This is a genomic window from Pedobacter sp. KH_004 (assembly GCF_057840755.1).
On the sequence record NZ_CM174519.1, the window covers coordinates 2,309,475 to 2,327,004 of the forward strand.

At 42.4% G+C, this 17,530-nt stretch carries 14 protein-coding genes; 11 read left to right on the forward strand and 3 right to left on the reverse strand.

The window, feature by feature from the left end; genetic code table 11:
• Positions 1-165 precede the first annotated feature (165 nt).
• The 4 genes from AC3ITD_RS09940 to AC3ITD_RS09955 are packed head-to-tail and all read left to right on the forward strand — an operon-like array spanning position 166 to position 4,772.
• Entirely contained in the window at positions 166-1,257 is a 1,092-nt protein-coding gene (locus AC3ITD_RS09940) for a glycosyltransferase family 4 protein (protein ID WP_489366111.1), read from the forward strand.
• Positions 1,254-2,399: an acyl-CoA dehydrogenase family protein gene (locus tag AC3ITD_RS09945; protein ID WP_489366113.1), complete on the forward strand. Its 1,146-nt coding sequence runs from the start codon at positions 1,254-1,256 to the stop codon at positions 2,397-2,399. The genes AC3ITD_RS09940 and AC3ITD_RS09945 overlap by 4 nt, the downstream gene beginning before the upstream one ends.
• A complete protein-coding gene (locus AC3ITD_RS09950; protein ID WP_489366115.1) occupies positions 2,392-3,723 on the forward strand; it encodes a PIG-L family deacetylase in 1,332 nt (443 codons plus the stop codon). The genes AC3ITD_RS09945 and AC3ITD_RS09950 overlap by 8 nt, the downstream gene beginning before the upstream one ends.
• Positions 3,723-4,772 (forward strand): glycosyltransferase, encoded by a 1,050-nt coding sequence (locus AC3ITD_RS09955; protein WP_489366117.1) that lies wholly within the window; start codon positions 3,723-3,725, stop codon positions 4,770-4,772. The genes AC3ITD_RS09950 and AC3ITD_RS09955 overlap by 1 nt, the downstream gene beginning before the upstream one ends.
• Here AC3ITD_RS09955 and AC3ITD_RS09960 read toward each other — a convergent pair.
• The 3 genes from AC3ITD_RS09960 to AC3ITD_RS09970 all read right to left on the reverse strand — a co-directional run bounded on the left by AC3ITD_RS09960 (position 4,769) and on the right by AC3ITD_RS09970 (position 7,976).
• Positions 4,769-5,584: a glycosyltransferase family 2 protein gene (locus AC3ITD_RS09960; protein ID WP_489366119.1), complete on the reverse strand. Its 816-nt coding sequence runs from the start codon at positions 5,582-5,584 to the stop codon at positions 4,769-4,771. The two genes, AC3ITD_RS09955 and AC3ITD_RS09960, sit on opposite strands and share 4 nt — an antisense overlap.
• A 1-nt stretch (position 5,585) precedes the next feature.
• The gene (locus tag AC3ITD_RS09965; RefSeq protein ID WP_489366121.1) at positions 5,586-6,776 is read right to left on the reverse strand and encodes a glycosyltransferase family 2 protein; all 1,191 of its coding nucleotides are present in this window, start codon (positions 6,774-6,776) and stop codon (positions 5,586-5,588) included.
• A 123-nt stretch (positions 6,777-6,899) separates the two neighbouring features.
• The gene (locus AC3ITD_RS09970; protein ID WP_489366123.1) at positions 6,900-7,976 is read right to left on the reverse strand and encodes a calcium:cation antiporter; all 1,077 of its coding nucleotides are present in this window, start codon (positions 7,974-7,976) and stop codon (positions 6,900-6,902) included.
• A gap of 284 nt (positions 7,977-8,260) precedes the next feature.
• Here AC3ITD_RS09970 and AC3ITD_RS09975 point away from each other — a divergent pair, with 284 nt between their 5' ends.
• The 7 genes from AC3ITD_RS09975 (at position 8,261) to AC3ITD_RS10005 (ending at position 17,456) form a co-directional block, all read left to right on the forward strand.
• A complete protein-coding gene (locus AC3ITD_RS09975; RefSeq protein WP_489366125.1) occupies positions 8,261-9,262 on the forward strand; it encodes an SDR family oxidoreductase in 1,002 nt (333 codons plus the stop codon).
• Positions 9,263-9,604: 342 nt separating this feature from the next.
• Positions 9,605-10,387, forward strand: coding sequence for a (2Fe-2S)-binding protein (locus AC3ITD_RS09980; RefSeq protein ID WP_489366127.1), 783 nt, complete (start codon positions 9,605-9,607; stop codon positions 10,385-10,387).
• 12 nt (positions 10,388-10,399) lie between these two features.
• Positions 10,400-11,386 (forward strand): FAD binding domain-containing protein, encoded by a 987-nt coding sequence (locus tag AC3ITD_RS09985; protein ID WP_489366129.1) that lies wholly within the window; start codon positions 10,400-10,402, stop codon positions 11,384-11,386.
• Positions 11,387-11,395: 9 nt separating this feature from the next.
• Positions 11,396-13,522, forward strand: a complete 2,127-nt coding sequence (locus tag AC3ITD_RS09990; protein WP_489366131.1) for a xanthine dehydrogenase family protein molybdopterin-binding subunit — start codon at positions 11,396-11,398, stop codon at positions 13,520-13,522.
• 151 nt (positions 13,523-13,673) lie between these two features.
• Positions 13,674-14,189 (forward strand): (2Fe-2S)-binding protein, encoded by a 516-nt coding sequence (locus tag AC3ITD_RS09995; RefSeq protein ID WP_489366133.1) that lies wholly within the window; start codon positions 13,674-13,676, stop codon positions 14,187-14,189.
• Positions 14,182-15,201: an FAD binding domain-containing protein gene (locus AC3ITD_RS10000; protein ID WP_489366135.1), complete on the forward strand. Its 1,020-nt coding sequence runs from the start codon at positions 14,182-14,184 to the stop codon at positions 15,199-15,201. Before AC3ITD_RS09995 ends, AC3ITD_RS10000 begins: the two co-directional genes overlap by 8 nt.
• Before the next feature lie 17 nt (positions 15,202-15,218).
• Positions 15,219-17,456 (forward strand): xanthine dehydrogenase family protein molybdopterin-binding subunit, encoded by a 2,238-nt coding sequence (locus AC3ITD_RS10005; protein ID WP_489366137.1) that lies wholly within the window; start codon positions 15,219-15,221, stop codon positions 17,454-17,456.
• Positions 17,457-17,530 lie beyond the last annotated feature (74 nt).

A 17,530-nucleotide genomic window follows, 5' to 3' on the forward strand; every position in this document is an offset into this window, starting at 1 on the left:
ATGGCCAAACTGATTTGCAGTTAGCAAAATACACCATAATTATTGCAAACAAACAGTTTCAATATATTCCTCAAATGTTTGTACCGAAGATATTGTGGCAAATGGAAAACTTTCTTCTTTTATTCATGTAGTCTTTATACAAAACATTAACTGTGTCCTATATTTATGAAAATTGGAATCATAGCGCATCTCAAGCATCCTATTGTTGCGCCCTTTGCTGGCGGCCTTGAAGTTTTTACCCATCAGGTAACCAAAAGCTTGCAAGCCCTGGGGCACGAAGTTATACTTTTTGCCAGCGATGCATCAGATCAAACCTTGCCTTTAGAACCCATCTATTCTGATGAATATTACGATAAAAAAATTAAGGTTAGAAAAAAGCAAAAGGATCTTCCATCAGAATATATAGCAGAGCACCATGCTTATTTTAACCTGATGATGCATATTGATGATTATGAACTCGACGTTATTTTTAATAATAGCCTCCACTACATTCCCATCACCATGGCTGCTACGCTGGAAACGCCGATGATAACGGTTTTGCACACGCCACCTTTTTACGAACTTAAAATGGCAATCGAAGCCGAGCGCCGCCAGCCAGTAATTGAATACATCACCGTATCGCAGCAAAATGCCCGAAATTGGAGTGATGTAGTATCAGACTGTGCCGTCATATTAAATGGAATTAAGTTAGCTGAGTGGCCTTTTAATCCGAGCACAATCATAGCAAAACATGCACTTTGGTTCGGAAGAATTCATCCTGATAAAGGATTGCACCTGGCTATTGCAGCGGCGAGAACTGCCGGAATACCATTACATGTTGCAGGCGGCATCGCCGATCAAAAATACTTCGACAAAGAAATTAAACCGCTTTTAGGTGATGATATCAAATTGCTTGGGCTATTGAATCATGAGCAATTAAGTAAAGAAATTTGCCAGGCCAGCGCTTGCCTGATTACGCCATGTTGGGAAGAACCCTTTGGTTTTGTAGTTGCAGAAGCGATGGCCTGTGGTACTCCTATTGCCGGTTTTAAAATGGGCGCATTGCCTGAGTTGGTTGCTCCAGAAACGGGCATCTTGGTCGATTTTGGAGATACTGAGGGATTAGCTGAAGCCCTAAAAAACGTGACGAAGCTAGATAGAAAATACATTCATGAGTATGCCAATGAAAAATTTAGTTTCGATAAAATGATAGCAAATTATGTGTGCTTTATGGAAGAAGTAGCCGAAAAAAGGAAAAACCTAAAATACGCCGGATGAAACTTGAGAATGATACCCTAGCAGAACCTACAACTTTTGATTGGTTTCGGTTTAGACAAGTTCTCATCGAAATTGAAGCCATGGCGGCTGAAACTGAAAATGACCCAAACGGCCCTGTAAAAGAATTTGAATTGTTACATAACTGCGGTGCACTGGAGCTGGTTTTACCAGATCATGCCCTGGATTTCAGCCGTCCAAATACGCCAGCCTTATTGCAACTGCTAAAGGATATTGGCAAAGCAAACCTTTCCGTAGGTCGAATTTTTGAGGGTCATATCAATACCTTGTACCTTATTCATTTATATGCAACTCCTCATCAACGCCATAAATGGTACAATGGGGTAGTAGAAAACGGCGATATTTTTGGCATTTGGAATACGCAAAATCAGAATGGAATCCAGTACACAGAAACAAATAGCCAGCTGGAAATAGCCGGGAGTAAGACATTTTGTTCCGGTGCAATGCTGGTTAATAAAGCACTTATTACCGGCAACATTAAGACTGTTGAAAGAGATGGTTGGCAGATGGCTATTATTGATATGGATCGAATTTCCAAGGATCAGATAGATAAAGAGAGTTGGAAACCCCTTGGAATGAAGGCTTCTGGGAGTTATACCGTAGATTTTAGTGGATACCAGTTAGATGATTCGGAACTATTGGGCGAACCTGGTATTTATTTAAAACAGCCTTATTTTAATGGAGGAGCTATTCGTTTTGCTGCCGTACAACTTGGTGGAGCAGAAGCCATCGCGGAACATACCGCTAATTACCTCAAAGAGTTAAATCGAACCGACGATCCTTTCCAGCAATTGCGGCTGTCGTGTATCATGTCGGCGGTAATGTCAGGTCGTTTGTGGCTGGAGCAGGCTGGTAAATATTTCGATAGTTGGGTAAACGAAGGTAATCATGATGAAGACCTGATTGCCTTTGCCAATATGACAAGGGTAAATATTGAGGAAATTTGCCTCACCGTGATGGATAACAGCAACAGATGTGTTGGGGCAAGGGGGTTGATGGAAACTGGAAATCTGGGTCGAATTTTCCGCGACCTGACCTTTTATTTAAGGCAGCCAGCACCAGATGCAACCCGACTTAATGTTGCAAAATTTTTTATCAATAATCCATCAGCTTTTCATGAATAATCCTTTCGATAAACAAAAATTTTGGAAAACTGCCATTTCCGTAGCCCCACAAGATTTAAAAAACTATAGCACTTGCCTGGTCATGGTCCCTCATCCCGATGATGAATCTTTGGCTTGTGCCGGACTTATTGCTACCTTGATTAGCCTGAATGTGGAAGTTGTTATTATTCTCACCACAGATGGAAGCAAATCTCATCCAGATTCGCGAAAATATCCAGCAGAAAAACTGGCTGAACTTAGGTTATCAGAGCTTAAAAATGCCTTAAATTTATTGGGTACAAAAGAAGAAAACTGGCGATTTTATGGTGCTGAAGATGCAGCAATGCCCGGAAAAGGAGCGCCAGGATTTATAGAATTAGTTGATCGGCTATGTGCAGATTTGACACAAATTAAACCCGACCTGATCCTGGTTCCCTATGAGTTGGATCCACATTGTGATCATAGAGCAACGCATCAACTGCTTATTTCTGCGCTTGAACAATCGAAAATTGGTCGCCCCAAAATCTGGGAATATCCCATTTGGCTTTATGAAAATGCCATAGAAGAAGATATACCGAAGCTCGATGAAGGGGAATTGTTAGCGCTTGAGGTGAGCAATTATTTACCGCTTAAGGTAAAATGTATCAATGCGCACCAATCGCAGGTAAGCCACTTAATCGATGATGATCCAAATGGTTTTATCTTGTTACCAGATGTAATTGACAATTTTTTAACGGAGCGAGAGTATTTCATGGAGCGAAAAAAAATCAATCCGGAGGCCACCTTATCCGAAAATTATTTTGAAGAGATGTATTCGAAAAATCGGGATCCATGGAATTTTGAAACAAGTAAATATGAAGAAGAAAAATATAATGCTACCATTGCAGCTATCCCAGCCGGCAGTTATAATAAAGCATTAGAAATTGGCTGCTCTATTGGCGTTTTAACCGAGAAGATTGCAACACTTTCCAACCATCTTGTGGCAATTGATATCAGCAATACGGCTTTAACTCAAGCAAAAGAACGCCTTAAATCTGTTTCGAATGTCGAATTTCGATTGGGCGGCATTCCTACAGCTTTTCCAGAAGGGAATTTCGATCTAATCTTAATGAGTGAGGTAGGTTATTATCTCTCTATGGAGGATCTTCTCTTGACAAGAGCAAAAATATCAAATGCCCTAAATCAGAATGGGATCCTGGTTTTGGTCCACTGGACCCATTTTGTGGCCGACTATCCCTTAACTGGAGATGAAGTACACAATTGCTTTACAGATCAGGGGTTTTCTCGCCTACACCACAGCGCCACTACAGACTATCGATTAGACGTGTTACAAAAATTAAACTGATGCCTTTCACCATCGCATTTTATGTTCACCATCATGGCTCAGGCCATTGGATGCGCACCATACAAATAGTAAAAGCACTTCCTGATCATAAAATCATTTTGTTTGGAAGCGCTCTACAAACGGTAGATCTTGCTAGTTTACCAAATGTAACACTCATTCATTTACCGCTAGATTTCGATGATGCAAGTCTTGACGAAGGGCCAAACGATACACTTCCCGGAACCTTTCACTATGCGCCACTGAATGTACCTGGCATAAGAAATAGAATGGCAATAATGTCCAACGTTTTTAAGAAAGAATCATCGATGATTTTAGTGGTGGATGTTTCAGTAGAAATTACTTTATTCGCCCGTTTGTGCGGCATCCCTACCATCGTAATGGCGCAGCATGGAAAGCGAAATGATTTGCCACACTTAATGGCATTTCAAAGTGCAGGGTTGATCCTCGCACCATTTTCTGAATCACTTTATGTTGGCGCGCGCGATTGGGTATACGATAAAACATTTTTCACTGGCGGATTTTCCAGGTTCATTCCTGATGGAAGACATGAAGTGAAGGAAAATGAAATCGCCATTCTCATCGGTGCTGGCGGCACTTCTATAAATGCCAGTTTAATCAAACACATTGCTCAACAATCTCCGACTCTTATTTTCCATGTTATTGGGGAGGAGATAAAAGATGATGAAAACGCCAACATTTTCTGGCATGGAAGAGTTGATCATCCGCAAGCGTTATTGGAATCTGTCAGTATTATTATTGGCAATACCGGTCATAACACTGTGATGGAAGTGGCTACCTTAAATAAACGGTTTATCGGCATTCCTGAATCGAGGCCTTTTGCCGAACAAGAACAAAAAGCAGAAGCAGTAGCCGGGCGGCGAGGAATTTATATTGTTAGTAGAGATGACTTGTGGCGTACCAAATGGCAAGATATTTTTGATCAAATTATTCGAGAGGAACCAGATTGGAGCGATGTAATTTTACCAAACGCCATCGATAATATGGCCAAAGCCATTGTGAACACCGGCAACAAATTCTTTAAATCTTAAACTTTTCTGGCTTTTAATATTTCTTGTTGATTAGGCTTTCTGAGGATACGAAGTTGATCGTTATCCCAGGTGATAAGACCCAAATTAACAAAGCTTTTCAACCACCCTTCCATGGGCCATTTTTTCCATTTTTTGAAAAATACTTTGGCATTACGTACGGTATCATCGAAATGATTAAGCGGTGGTTTGTACTGCTCGTGATATTGGTGATAGGCTAATGCAGCTATTAATTTCATACCGACTGCCTGTTCCCTGGCGGTAAAGGCGAAGTCAGTATCTTCTGCTCCATAACCTGCAAACCTTTCATCAAAACCTTCAATTTTCCTGTAATCTTCTGCAAAACATCCAAAATTAAGCGACCAAAATAGTTCGTGTGGTAGTGTTGTCATTCCAAACCTAATGGGGTCTGGTTCACTGCTTGCCTCCAGCTCCGAAAACCAATCTGCATGTCTATCAAAGCCATTTTGTAGATAACGAACTTCACCATTTACTAAAAAGCCCACTTGAAAATTATTGAGATACGTCTCTACGAGGAGCGATGAGGGAATGCAATCCACATCCAAAAAAATCAACCTATCTCCTGCTGCATTTTTAGCCGCAAAATTTCTGGCCGCGGCCAATGGCAAATCTTCACGATGTGAAAAAGAAAACTGCTTAATAATAAACGGCGTATCTGGAAGGTTACGCTCAGGCTCATTCATAAATACAATAACAAGCTCGTCAGCCAAAATAGTATTCGCAGCCAAGCCTTTAATTAAATTGTTCAAGGCACCGGCTCGACCTTTTACTATGGTTAAAACAGATATGCTCATTTTAAACTGCCATGGCTATATCATTCAATTCAGTTTCCTCGCTATCAACAGTCGTTTGTGCTGCAAAATAATTTCTGAAATCTGCTATTGCTTCTGATATCGGGATCAACACTAATAAATCGGGAAAATTTTCGGTTAAATGCTGTTCCATTAGCTCCCAGAGTGATTCGAAATATTGATGTTCATTAATCAATGCCAGTAATGCGTCGCTATCGAAATGAAGTTTAAAAGCCATTAAATTAATATCACGAATAACCTGCCTATCCGCTTTGGCACTTTCCCACAATTGCCTTAATTCCTTTTTGAAGGAGAACTTAGTCATAACCGTTTCCAACGATTCTACCATTTGTTCTTCTCTTTTCAAACTCATATTTTCCCATTGCTGAAGCTGAACGGAAAACCCAAAATCTACTCTCCCTTGCAAGCGTGAAGAAGTATAAACGCGAACCTTTGGCGAATGGCGCATAATGGCATCTACCCTTTTAAGTGCCTTTCTAAACTCTTCGTCTTCCAAAAAAGGAATAGCCGGAATTCTTCCAGCCCTTTCATAAATATCGCAGGTAACGGCTAGGCTCGGACCATAACATTGGAAGTGTCTTGGCCAGGGATTTTTCACACAAGGATCGATTTCTGCCTCCATCCTCGTTTTCAAAAACCGATAGGTGACATCTCTCAAGTGATGAATTTTTGATAAGTTGGGTGTATCGCTTGGAATAATTCGTCCTCCTACAACATCTACTCCTTGCTCCATTTCGGTCAGGATATGATGTATCCAGCAGCCGTCAACTTCGCTATCTGCATCGGTTGATACGATGATGCCTTTATTTCCGGCAACCTGATTCAAACGAGAAAATGCAGCATCCATCAGGAGCCGTCTGGCCGTACCAATATGAGCTACATCCTTATTCAATTCTAAACATTGAACATATAAGTTAAACCCTGGAAATTCCTGCTGATACCTTTTACAAATCTCGAATGTCTCGTCACTGCAATTGTTAGCCAACACTAAAACCTCATAAAGCTGATGCGAAACAGGATTTCCAAAATCGTCGAATTGTTTTCGAAGCGCATGAAGCGTCGAGACAATAAACTGTGCTTCGTTTTTTGCCGGAACGATTACGGATAATCGCAAAAACGAGTTTGGAGATTCGGGAAAGCAGAGTTCGGACTTTAGATGAAGTGTGGAATCCATAAAGGGTGTAAATTCTTAGTATCAGATTTACAACATGATGGAAACAATAAAGTTCTGCGTATTTCTATCCTGATTAATACGGTTCCCTACTCTAAATCATGATGATGAATCTATCAACAATATCTAAGGAACAATGGTATAAAATAAATAGGAAGCAAAGATTACCAAAAGCACTACACCCTGCTGGGCATTGGTTTTGCCGGTAGCCAACGAAAACATAATGGTAATCATGGCCAGCAAAAGCAATACCGTCGAACTCATGTCGATACCGAGGGTAATGGGCATGCCGAATACAATAGAAACGGTAGCTACTGCAGGGATGGTCAAGCCAATACTTGCCAAAGCAGATCCCAAAGCGAGGTTTAAACTGGTTTGCAAACGATCAGATTTTACTGCCCGATAAGCAGCCATTCCTTCTGGCAAAAGCACAATTGCCGCAATAATTACGCCCACGACCGATTGAGGAGCACCTAAACTAATTACCATCACTTCTATATCTTTCGATAGATATTTAGCCAGCAACACAACGGCGACCAGACTTATCACCAGTAAAACCATACTGCTACCTGCGGTGATCCCATTGGGCGCTTCCACATGCTCGTCTTCCGAGCTGGTATCTTTGGGTAAAAAATAATCCCGATGTCTCACGGTTTGCATAAAAATAAAACCGCCGTATAAAACGAGCGAAACAATGGAAACAAACACGAGCTGACTTACCGTATATTCTCCTACTGCACCACTAATGGTATAATTTGGAAGAATTAAAGTAAGCACTAAAATAGCCGCCAGCGTAATTAAAGCAGCATTTACACCCTGTAATTTATAAAGTTGTTCTTTGAATTTGATTCCTCCACGCAGTAAGCAGATGCCCACGATAGCGGTAAGGATAATCATTACGGCGGCAAAAACGGTATCTCTCGCTAGAGAGCGGGTTTGTTCGCCACCGGCAAGCATTAAAGAAACAATTAAGCCAACCTCAATGGTAGTAATGGCCAGGGCAAGTATGATGGTACCAAAGGGCTCGCCAACTTTATGGGCGATTACTTCTGCATGATGAACTGATGCTAAAACACTACCTATTAACAATGCGGCCAAAGCAACTTTTAGATAGACACTTGAATCGTTACCGCTAAATAAATATACGATGACACTAATTATTGGGAGCGCAATTGTCCATTTGGGTAGGTCGATTTTCTTCATAAGTAATTTTGGTAACAAACAAATAAGACCTTCTATGGTTTGCGTAAAAATTATCATTAACGTTAAATCAGGCTGCCCCAACTCTTCAATGAACAACGTTAATCTGAATCTGCAAATGGATAAAAGCTTCCTATACTCCAACCAAGAATGAATTACAGCCTCATTTATAAAACCTTTTTCAATTGGTCGGTGTCATTAATGTAAGATCCATTGCAATGAGATTTTAAAAATCAAGTGTACAGAAATCTATTTGAAAACATAAACATCTACCTAAAATATATCACATGAAAAACGAATTAATAACAAGGCGGCAGGCAGTAACAGGCCTCGGCGTTGGCTTAGCGGGACTGGCCGTTTCGCCAGTTTTCGGTGCCGACGGAGTCCCTCTAACTGGCGCTGCAGCAGCTGCACTTCAAGATCCGACAACCAAGTATCCGCGTCCGCCTTTTAAACCGCAACAGCAACCTTTTCCAGGTTTAGCCAGCAAAATGGATCCAAGGCCAGATCATGGCGAGGAATCATACAAAGGTTCAGGACGTTTAGCTGGAAGAAAAGCACTCATTACCGGTGGCGATTCGGGGATGGGTAGAGCCGCAGCCATTGCTTTTGCCCGCGAGGGTGCAGATATAGTGATTAATTATTTGCCCGCAGAGGAAGAAGATGCTAAAGAGGTAATTGCGCTGATCACCAAAGCTGGCAGAAAAGGATTTGCCATTCCTGGCGATTTAAGAGAAGAATCTTTCTGTAAAAAGTTGGTGGATGACAGTGTAAAACGCTTAGGCGGATTAGACATTGTAGTAAGTAACGCCGCCCGACAGCAAACAAAACCATCAATCCTGGATATTAGCACCGAAGATTTTGATGCCACAATGAAAACAAATATTTATGGTCCTTTCTGGTTGCTTAAGGCTTCAATTCCACATCTTAAACCCGGATCGAGCATTATCGTTACTACTTCAGAACAGGCAAATGATCCTTCACCAGAATTGTTTGACTATGCTCAAACCAAAGCAGCAAACACCAGTACAGTACGTTCATTAGCAAAATTTTTAACTCCAAAAGGCGTGCGGGTAAATGGTGTAGCACCAGGACCAATATGGACACCATTACAAGTTGGAGGCGGCGCCACCAATGAAAAATTGATGGAATTTGGAAAAGCAACCCCAATGGGCAGACCTGGGCAACCGGCGGAGCTTGCTTCAATTTATGTTCAGTTGGCTGATAATAGCGCAAGTTATTCGACAGGCCAAATTTATGGCGCTATGGGCGGCGGAGGACAGCCTTAAAGCCCATTGAAATTTTTAAAGCTTCAAACCTCTTCTTGCAACCGTTAAATTTCAGGTTGTGAGAAGAGGTTTTTTTTGCTGTTATAAACCTAAACCCGAAAGAATAAAAACTGACTTCATTTCGTTATGGCGTTATATTATTCCATTGTATTGCTTGCTTATTATCAGCATTTCGCACCATCGCTAATTACTTCACAGGGTAAGTCATCAACATTACTTCAGCCTTAAGAGAAACGCACATTTTTTATGGGAAGTAAAACCATAATCCAACACTGCTGTTTAAACTTCATTGGTGTTGTCTAATCAACGCGATATCAACTGTTTTAACCTGAAAACAGCAACATGAAAAACAACAAAACAAAGCTAACCCCCGAAGAGCACCGACTTTTTGGCGACCTCATGCCCGAAGAGTTAGAAGATGTACTTCACTCCGGATTTAACCGCCGTCACTTTGTAAAACTAATGGGCCTGGCCACTGCTGGTTTATTGGCAAGTTATGCCCTCGGCGCAGAACAACTTTTTGCCAGGGCTGTGGAAATGGAAGATATTCCTGACTTGATACCCGAAGCAATTGAAAATGGCGTTACGGTAAATTTCAAGGTGAACTCTATTCCCCGCAATGTACTTGTCGATTCGCGAATGACCTTGCTGGATACACTTCGGGAAAGAATAGGTTTAACCGGCTCAAAAAAAGGCTGCGATCATGGCCAGTGTGGTGCATGTACGGTAATTGTAGATGGCCAACGCGTTCTGTCATGCCTCACTTTAGCTGCAACCTGCCAGGGAAAATCCGTAATCACCATTGAAGGCCTTGCAAAAGATAACGAACTCAACCCCATGCAAGCGGCCTTTCTTAAACATGATGGTTTTCAATGTGGCTTTTGTACACCAGGACAAATTTGCTCTGCCGTAGCGTTGATGAAAGAAGCTAAAGAAGGACAGGCAAGCTTTGCAACAAAAAAATTAAGTACTGATCGAAAATCTATTATACTCTCCGATGAAGAAATTGCAGAGCGTATGTCGGGAAATATTTGCCGATGTGGTGCTTATCCAAACATTGTTGCCGCAATAAAGGAATCCCAAACTGGCAAAAATATTCCGCAAAACTGGCTATTTACCGATTAACCCGACGCAGTTATGAAACCCTTTAAATTTAGTGCCGTAAATAATCCAGCTGAGGCAATTACCTTAATCAACAAAAATACCGATGCTGCCTTTTTGGGTGGAGGAACCAATCTGCTCGATTTAATGAAAGAGCATGTTGCCCTTCCAAATGAAATTATTGATATTGGAAAACTCTCGCTAAAAGAAATTAAAGCAACTGCTTCAGGGATTTCTTTGGGTGCTTTAGCCAAAAATACCGAGACGGCAAACCATCCGCTTATCCGTAAAAACTTTCCCGTGCTTAGTAAGGCGATACTCGCTGGTGCTTCTGCGCAAATTAGAAATATGGCTACGAATGGCGGAAATCTATTACAAAGAACCCGCTGCAGCTATTTTTATGATATCGCTATGCCTTGTAACAAGAGGAATCCAGGAAGCGGCTGTGCTGCGCTTGAAGGATTTAATAGGATGCATGCCATTTTTGGTTGGACACGAGAATGTGTAGCAGTTTATCCCTCAGATATGTCCATTGCCCTTTCCGCTTTAAACGCCAATGTTAAAGTGCTAAGTAGTGAAAGGGAACGCATTATTCCTTTTCAAGATTTTCATATCCTTCCAGGGGCCCACCCCGAAAAAGACAATAGCCTCCAACATGGTGAACTGATCACAGCTATTGAAGTGCCGAAAAATGATTTCGCCGAACACTCAGCCTACATTAAAATACGTGATCGAAATTCATATGCTTTTGCTTTGGTTTCCGTTGCTGCCGGTTTAACGTTAAATGGGAATACAATCAAAACTGCCAGTATTGCAATGGGTGGCGTAGCACATAAACCCTGGAGAGCACTAAATGCTGAAGCCTATTTAAAAGACAAAGCTGCAACTGCCGCCAACTTTGCAATAGCTGCCGAAGCCGAAATGGCGTTGGCACAGCCTTTAGCACACAATAAGTTTAAAATAGAAATGGGTAAAAAAGCTTTGATCAATGCGCTGGAAACAGCTTTCAAAGGAAATATTTAATTGTAGAATATGGAAGACAGCAACAAATCCATTGGCAAAGGGATAAACCGCATCGACGGGATTTTGAAAATTACAGGTAAAGCCACTTATGCCACAGATTATCCCGCAAAGAATATGGCCTACGCGGTATTGTTTAAAAGCACCATTGCTGCAGGTAAAATAAAAAGTATCGGGAGTACAGAAGCGCAGAAATATCCGGGTGTGATCAAAATAATTACCCATGAGAATATTCTGCCCTTAAATACCAAAGGAGGTTTGCGGGGCGGTGCGCTGTTGCAGAGTCCAGAAATTATTTTTCATGGCCAGCACATTGGAATAGTGGTAGCCGAAACTTTTGAACAGGCTACTGCAGCTGCTCATTTAATTACAGTAGAATACAATCAGAAAGAAGAAAAAATCGACTTTAACAAACTCGCCAAAACACCTGAAATGCCTAAGGGAAAGGAATTGGCCGATTTAGTACGGGGGGCAGGAAAATCAGCACTCGCAGATGCGGAAGTTAAAATAGAGGCGAGCTACGAAACGCCAATTGAACACCACCATCCAATGGAGCCACATGCTACAGTAGCGGTATGGGAGGGCGACCAGGTAACACTATATAATGGATCACAAATTATAAACGGTGCTCAAACCGCTGCGGCAGCTACATTAAATATCAAACCAGAACAGGTCAGAATCATTTCGCCATTTATTGGTGGCGGCTTTGGTTCGAAAGGTGGACAATGGGCAAACTTAGTACTGACAGCTGTAGCCGCTAAAATGGTTGGCCGGCCAGTAAAATTGGCGCTTACCAGACAACAAATGTTCAACTCGGTAGGTTTACGCCAAAGAAACATACAACAATTAAGTATAGGCGCAACCAGAGAAGGCAAGCTGCTCACGCTCGCACACGAAACAATTTCGCACACTGCGGTAGATAGTGAATATATCGAGCCCTGCGGAGATTGTACAAAAGTGATGTATGAAGTTCCGAACAGTTTAATCAGTTACCGCGTGGTTCCCATGAACCTCATCTTGCCTACTTATACCCGTGGCCCGGGAAAATCGACAGGAAGTTTTGCGCTCGAATCGGCAATGGACGAATTGGCGTACACTTTAAAAATGGATCCCATTGAATTGAGAATAAAAAATGAACCCGCAAAAGATCCTTCCAACGGAAAACCCTGGTCATCCAGAACAACCGTTAAATGTTTGCAGGAAGGTGCAAAAGCTTTTGGATGGGCGAAAAGAAAACCTGAACCAGGCACAAATAAAATTGGCGATGATTTGATCGGTTATGGCGTAGCCTGTGGCACCTACCCGGCCAGGCAAAGGGATAGCTCAGCCGTAATCAAACTCAGTTTAAAAAACAAAGTAGTGTATGCAACCATAGAAATTGCCGCCTCAGATTTAGGAACCGGAACCAATACCATATTGGCACAAACCGCCGCCGATGGATTGGGTTTGCCGGTAAAGCAAATCAATGTGAAACTTGGTGATTCTGATTTGCCCCCTGCGGCAGGCTCAGTAGGTTCTGTAGGCGCATCGAGTTTTGCAAACGCTGTTAACGATGCCTGCATCAAAATTACCGATGAATTATTGATGAAGTCTGGCAAACAGTTTTTCGTGAGACCGACAGCAGCCGATCTGATGATTTCAGAAAATATAGCCGATTTCCAAACCCGGTCAGACTCTAAAGCACCAGCAGAAGCAGAAAAGTATTCTGCCCATAGCTTTAACGCCAACTTCGCCGAGGTAAGGGTAAATAGCGTAAATGGGATGGTGAAGGTTACGCGTTTCTTAGCCGTAACGGGTGCTGGAAAAATCCTGAACCCTAAAACTGCCCGATCGCAGATTATTGGCGGTATTGTTTGGGGCATTGGTATGGCATTAACCGAAGAATCCATCATCGATCCACGTTACGGAAATTTTGCAACCCGTTCTTTTGCAGATTACCACGTGCCTACTAACCTCGATATTGGTGATCTCGATGCTATGTTTATCAATGAAAAGGATTTCATTCCAAATAAAATGGGCGTAAAAGGAATTGGCGAAGTAGGAATTGTGGGGGTAGCCGCCGCAGTAGCAAATGCTGTTTTCAATGCCACTGGCAAACGGGTTCGTTCACTTCCGATTACTCCAGATAAATTGCTTTAAAAAATCTTTTCTTATGAGGAATTTACCTAATACTGTTCAAAGCATCGAAAGACCATTTGTAAGGATATAATTGTTAAAGAAACTTAAAAAGCTCAAACTTATCCGCGTTTTTGAATGTTAGCAAATGAGTACCTACCACTAACAATTCAGCATGATGCGAAGCGAAACGCAAAACCTTAACCATTTAAAGCAAGGCGACTGTTCGGTAAACCTGACCGTAAACGGTGAACAAAAAATTCTTCAGGTGCAACCTTGGGTTAGCCTTTTGGATGGTTTGAGAGACCATTTAAATTTAACAGGGACTAAAAAAGGTTGCGATCACGGCCAATGTGGGGCATGTACAGTTATATGCGATGATAAGCGAATCTTAAGCTGCCTCACTCTTGCTGTAATGAAAAACGGCTCCGAGATTACTACTGTGGAAGGCATCGCTCATGGCAACGAATTGCATCCAATACAACAGGCATTTATCGATCATGATGCTTTTCAATGTGGTTACTGTACTCCCGGCCAACTTTGCAGTGCTATTGGACTGATTAAAGAAGGAAAAGCGCAAACCAGAGAGGAAGTAAAAGAGCTGATGAGTGGAAATCTCTGTCGCTGTGGCGCTAACATTGGCATCATCGATGCCATTATGGAGGTAAAAGCAGGAGGCGACCATGAATAACTTCGAATACAAGCAAGCTGAAGATATTGCTACAGCCATTAACCTCATCAGTGAACAAGATAACACAAAGTTTTTAGCTGGTGGCACCAATTTACTAGACCTTTGGAAATATAACCTCACCAACCCAAGCGGACTGGTAGACATCAACCGAATTCATGGTCTCGCAGACATTGAAGAACTGCCGAATGGAGGAGTTAGACTTGGCGCCAATTTCAAAAATGCCGATACCGCCTATCATCCCATCATTGAGAACAAGTATCCCCTACTTTCTAAAGCCATTCTTGCCGGCGCATCTGCTCAAATTAGAAACATGGCAAGTAATGGTGGCAACTTATTGCAACGCACCCGTTGTTACTATTTTTACGATCCTGATGTGCCTTGTAACAAAAGAAATCCAGGTTCGGGCTGCCCTGCCAAAGAGGGATACAACAGAATCCATGCAATATTAGGAACGAGTGATCATTGTATTGCGGTTTTCCCATCGGATATGTGCGTGGCGCTCGCCGCCTTAAATGCGCTGGTTAATGTAGAAGGCCCCGAAGGAAAGAGAACCATTGCTTTCGCAGATTTCCATCGTATGCCAGGCGATCGGCCAGATTTGGATAATAACCTCCAACCTGGCGAACTCATCACATCAATAGATCTCCCAGATAAAGGTTTCGCCCAAAACTATTCTTACCTCAAACTTCGCGACAGACATTCTTATGCCTTTGCACTCGTTTCAGTTGCTACTGCATTAGAAATGGATGGAGATAGGATAAAAGAGGTGAGAATCGCACTTGGTGGTGTAGCACATAAACCCTGGCGTTCAACAGAAGCAGAAAATTTCCTGATGGGTAAAAGTGCAAATGAATCAAATTTTGCCGCCGCGGCTGATATTATTTTAAGAGATGCAAAAGGTTACGGCCATAACGACTTTAAAATCGCCCTCGCTAAAAAAGCGATTATTCGCAATGGCCTCATGGCGTTAAACCCTCAATCGCAGCTTCCGGGAGCGAAACCATCTGCTTAAACTACAAATGAACAAAAATGGATTTTAACAAAAATGTTGGTCAACCCGTTAGCCGCTTAGAAGGAAAGCTAAAAGTAACAGGTCAGGCAAAATATGCCGCAGAATATGAAGCAGATAATTTGCTTCATGGTTATGTAGTGAGCAGCCCGATAACCAAAGGGAAGATTATCAATATCGATATCACTCAAGCAATGGCTATCCCCGGTGTGGTAGATGTCCTTTCACATAAAAACCGTACAAAACTGGCCTGGTTTGATTTACAATATACCGATATGGATGCGCCGCCAGGAACGGTTTTTAAACCACTGGCCGATGAAAATATTCTTTACAACGGGCAACCCATCGCCCTGGTAGTGGCCGAGAGCTACGAAACGGCTAGATACGCCTCCACGCAAGTTATTTTTGAGTACGAGCAGGAAACTTTCCAAACCGATCTGGAAAACAATATTCCAAATGGCCGTTCCGCAAAAAAAGGATTTGCCACAGCTTTGAAACCGCCTCCACCCCCACCAACAGGCGATTTCCTGAATTCTTTTGAACAGGCACCTGTAAAAGTTGCTGCAACCTTCCAGCATGGTACAGAGCACCACAACCCCATCGAACTGTTTGCCACAACAACGATATACGAAGGAAAAGGGAAATTAACGATCTACGATAAAACACAAGGTACCATTAATAACCAGCTCTATGTGGCCAACATTTTCGGTTTACACTATAAAGACGTAAGGGTATTGGCTCCGTTCGTTGGTGGTGGTTTTGGTTCTGGCCTCCGTCCGCAATACCAGCTCTTCCTCTGTGTGATGGCTGCTCTTCACCTTAAAAGAAATGTTCGTGTGGTATTAGAGCGTAAACAAATGTTCTTTTTTAGCCATCGCCCCCCGGTGAAACAAAACCTGCGCTTCGCCAGTGATGTAGAAGGTAACGTTACCGCCCTGGGCCATAGCGTTTTTTCTGAAACCTCCAATTTTGAAGACTATACAGAAGCGATTGCCAACTGGAGCCATAAACTTTACCCTGCTCCAAATACGCTTTTCGATCATAAAGTGGTTCCCCTTGACGTGTATACGCCGCTTGACATGCGGGCACCGGGTGGATGCACAGGCATGCATGCCATTGAATGCACTATGGATGAACTCGCACACAAGCTTAAAATTGATCCCTTAGAATTTCGCCTAATCAATTATTCGGAGATCGATCCATCGAGCAATAAACCTTACACCAGCAAAGCCCTTCGCGATTGCTATCTTCAGGCCGCAGATAAATTTGGATGGAGCAACCGAAATCCTGAACCCCGATCTACGAAGCGTGGAAATAAATGGGTAGGTTACGGGATGGCTACAGGAATCTGGGATGCCTTTCAGTTTCCTGCACGGGTAGAAGCCATGATTACCAAAGACGGACGGATGGTATTAAACAACGCCACAACCGATATTGGTACAGGTACACTAACTGTGATGACTCAAATTGCAGCAGACGAGCTTGGTCTTTCGCTGGAAGAGGTAGATTTCAATTATGGCGACAGCAAAAAGCCATTCTCGATGTTCCAGGGTGGTTCGTCCATTACTTCATCTACCGGAGTAGCCATCGTGGTAGCGGCAAAAGCACTGCGCAAAAAACTATTGAAAAAAGCGGCAAAAATGCCAGATTCTCCGTTTAAAAATTCGGAAGATGGGGTGGTATTTTTCAGCGCAGGAAACATGCATTTAAAAGATCAGCCCAATGTGTTCGTATCCCTAAAAAACATTATTGCCTTTAACAATGGCAAAGCCATTAAAACCACCAATATGGGCAAACCGCACATGCTAAAACTTCGAAAATACAGTTTGGCCACCCACAGCGCTTCTTTTGTCGAGGTAGAGGTAGATCAAGATCTCGGCACCGTTATGGTAACCAGAGCGGTAACTGCGGTAGCTGCCGGAAAAATAATTAACCCTAAAACTGCTGCCAGTCAAATATCTGGATCAATGGTTTGGGGGATAAGTAAAGCACTGCACGAAGAGACCTTTATGGATCACAACCTCGGCAAGTATATGAACACCAATCTCGGCGAATACCATATCCCTGTACATGCCGATATCGGCCAGTTGGAGGTTATTTTCGTAGAAGAAAAAGATGAATTAATTAACGAAATTGGTACTAAGGGTGTGGGTGAGATTGGTCTGGTAGGAATGCCCGCAGCCATTTCGAATGCAATTTTTAATGCAACTGGCAAAAGAATCTATAAGTTACCTATTCACTTTGATGAATTAATGTAATGGATTTCAACTAAAAACTGATCACCGATATCATTTCAACCAACAAAAGCTTCTCCGAAAGGACGAAGCTTTTG